Annotated in this window: 3 protein-coding genes; 1 reads left to right on the forward strand and 2 read right to left on the reverse strand. The window is 60.4% G+C overall.

Features of this window, described 5'->3' with window-relative positions:
- Nucleotides 1-568: 568 nt before the first annotated feature.
- Together ispH and VL598_RS12065 are read right to left on the reverse strand one after the other, a co-directional pair.
- Complete coding sequence (gene ispH / locus VL598_RS12060; protein ID WP_325326955.1) at nucleotides 569-1,528, reverse strand: 4-hydroxy-3-methylbut-2-enyl diphosphate reductase; 960 nt, start codon at nucleotides 1,526-1,528, stop codon at nucleotides 569-571.
- A 2-nt stretch (nucleotides 1,529-1,530) separates the two neighbouring features.
- A complete protein-coding gene (locus tag VL598_RS12065; RefSeq protein ID WP_325326956.1) occupies nucleotides 1,531-1,986 on the reverse strand; it encodes a peptidylprolyl isomerase in 456 nt (151 codons plus the stop codon).
- Nucleotides 1,987-2,179: 193 nt separating this feature from the next.
- On the opposite strand from VL598_RS12065, the gene radC reads away from it, so the two are divergent.
- A partial coding sequence (radC, locus tag VL598_RS12070; protein WP_325326957.1) for a RadC family protein occupies nucleotides 2,180-3,093 on the forward strand: 914 nt, incomplete at its 3' end.

Here is a 3,093-nt window from a genome sequence, read left to right on the forward strand (position 1 = left end):
GCGTAAGCAAATTTGACTCGCATCAAGTAAGGTCTCCTGCGCCTTGCAAAATCCACTGTTCAGGACCTCGAGGCCTTGAGAACGCGCGCATTGTAACTCCAATTATGCGGCTGGCAATATTGTTGAACCGGCAGGGTTTTCCTGCATTGCAACCATATTTTGAGAGCGAAAACCGCTAAAAAGCGCAACCCGGTTGCGATTCTTTTTTGCACACCAGTTGCACCGCCTTCGAGCCCAATGGCATCAAGTGTTGCGGGCATTCGTGGCTAAATGCAGGAGGCACGGGCCTTTGCGTCGATATCAGCTTTTAGCGCATCCCGGATAAAATGCACTAATTCAGTGCATCATTAATTCACAAATCCCATTTGTTGCAGCTTAAAACGGGGATGCATCGTCGCAAAATCAATAAAACACCGGATCACAATTCGATTTGATTTGTGCGCAAGGCCACTCAAATTACCAACTCCCGTCGATCGGGTACTTATTTTTTACATGGAGCGCCGAACACGGAGGCATAAAAAAAGCGCACCCTTGGGTGCGCTTTTCTTTCAGTGCGGCTAACAGGAAGTCAGGCGGGAAGACCCAGTCCACGCGGCAGCGGAAATGCGATGTTTTCCTCGATACCGTCGAGCGCGCGCACGTTGCGCACGCCGAGTTCGCGCAAACGCGCGATCACCGCCTGGGCCAGCACCTCCGGCGCCGACGCGCCGGCCGTCACACCGATGCGACGCTTGCCTTCGACCCACACCGGGTCGATCTGGTCGGGAGAATCGACCATATAGGCGGGCACGCCGAGCTTTTCGGCAAGTTCGCGCAAGCGGTTGGAGTTCGAACTGTTGGGGCTGCCGACGACGATCACGACATCGCATTGCGGCGCCATGAACTTCACCGCGTCTTGACGATTCTGTGTCGCGTAGCAGATGTCCTGCTTTTTCGGCTCACGGATGGACGGGTACTTGGCTTTCAGCGCACGGATGATTTCCGCCGCGTCGTCGACCGACAGCGTGGTTTGCGTGACGAATGCGATGCGCTCGGGATCGGCGAGCTGCAACGCCTGCACGTCCTCGATGTCTTCGACGAGGTACATGCCTTCGGCGGTCTGGCCCATCGTCCCCTCGACCTCGGGGTGACCCTTGTGACCGATCATCACGATGTCGAAACCGTCCTGGCGCATCTTCGCGACTTCGATATGCACCTTGGTCACGAGCGGACACGTCGCGTCATACACCCGCAGCCCACGCGACTCCGCCTCCGAACGCACGGCCTTCGGCACGCCGTGCGCACTGAAGATCACCGTATTGCCGGCCGGCACTTCCTCGAGGCTTTCGATAAAAATCGCGCCCTTCTTGCGCAGATCTTCGACCACATAGGCGTTATGGACGATTTCGTGGCGCACATAGATCGGCGAGCCGTGCAGCTTGATGGCCCGCTCGACGATCTCGATTGCCCGGTCGACGCCGGCGCAGAAACCGCGTGGCTGAGCCAGCAGGATCTCCGCTTCGGCGAGAGTCGTTTCCGTGATGCTCATGTTTACAGAATCCCGATGATTTTCACTTCAAACGCCAGCGACTGGCCGGCCAATGGGTGATTGAAATCGAACAGGGCCGACGTTTCGCCGACTTCCTTCAACACGCCGGCGTAGCGCCCGCCTCCCGGCGCGTTGAATTCGACCAGGTCACCCGGAGAAAAATCCTCGCCGATCATGCTGTTCTCCCGCAGCGTGGCGAGCGACACACGCTGGATCAGCTCCGGATTGCGGGGACCGAATGCCTGATCAGGGGTTAGCTGAAAGGTCGAATGGTGGCCTACCTTCAAACCCAGCAAAATATCTTCCAGCGGCGGCGCCAGTTGGCCCGCGCCGAGCAGCAGCGTGGCTGGCTTATCGGTAAATGTGTTGATGACTTCAGCGCCATCGGCAAGGGAAAGCCGGTAGTGAAGCGTCACGTGTGAACCGGGTTTCACTTCGGAAATGTCGATGATGCTCATGCAATGCTCGCTCTGTCGAAGCGCGCTGCACGCGTGCGCCGCGGGCGCAGTCGACGCGTGTGGCAAACCGTCGGATGCCGTGCGCAAAGCGTCTATTGTAAGCCACCTAGCGGGCGACGGTTCGAGTCCATCGCCCGCGGCGGCAGCGCGTCACACCGCGCGCCGCCAAGCCAACGCGGAGGATTCTATACATATGCCTGATTTCGCCAGCGCCATCGACGAGACGCCCTCAGTTGACGCCAGGGGGAAGCCGAAGCCCGCTGCCCAAGCCGCTACCGCGGTTGCAATGCCTGCAGCCGCGGGGTTCTCGGAAATCGCTGCAACTGCCGCAATGGCCGGGACTATGAGGTCGGCCGGAACCCGGGAGCACCCCGACCCGACCAGACCGACCGGGCGCGCTGGAGCCGTCGCCGCCACCGAGGGGAGCGCATCCAATGCACGCGAGCGCCCACGGCTCCTGCACGGCAAGTGGCTCAAGCGCGACATGCCGCGCGAGCGGCTGATCAATCAGGGGGCCCATGTGCTGTCCGATACCGAGATGATCGCGCTCGTGCTCGGCTCCGGTTTGCCCGGCCACGATGTATTCAGCGTCGCGCGCACGCTGCTGCAACGCTTCGGCTCTTTGCGCGGGATGCTCGACGCAACCTACGCCGATTTCGACGGCATTCGCGGCATCGGCCCGGCAAAAAAGGCGCAGTTGCTCGCAATCATGGAAATGGCGCGCCGTTCGCTCGTCGACAAGATGCGAAAGCGCCGCCTGATGAACTCCCCTGAAGCGGTGGAAAACTATTTGCGGCTGCAAATCGGGGGACAACCGCAGGAGGTGTTCGTATCGCTCTTTCTCGACGCTCGCCATCGGCTGATCCGTTGCGAGGAAAACGCGCGCGGTTCGCTCACGCGCATGGCTGTCTATCCACGCGAGATAGTGCGCCGCGCGCTCGCCGCGAATGCCGCCAGCCTCATCGTCGCGCACAATCACCCGTCCGGTGCGGTGCAGCCGAGCGCAAGCGACTGCCGCCTGACACAGACGTTGCGCGATGCACTCGCGCTCGTCGACGTGCAATTGAGCGATCACCTGATCATCGGCGCGGACAGCGTATACTCGTT

The organism is Trinickia sp., assembly GCF_035492435.1.
GTDB lineage: Bacteria > Pseudomonadota > Gammaproteobacteria > Burkholderiales > Burkholderiaceae > Trinickia.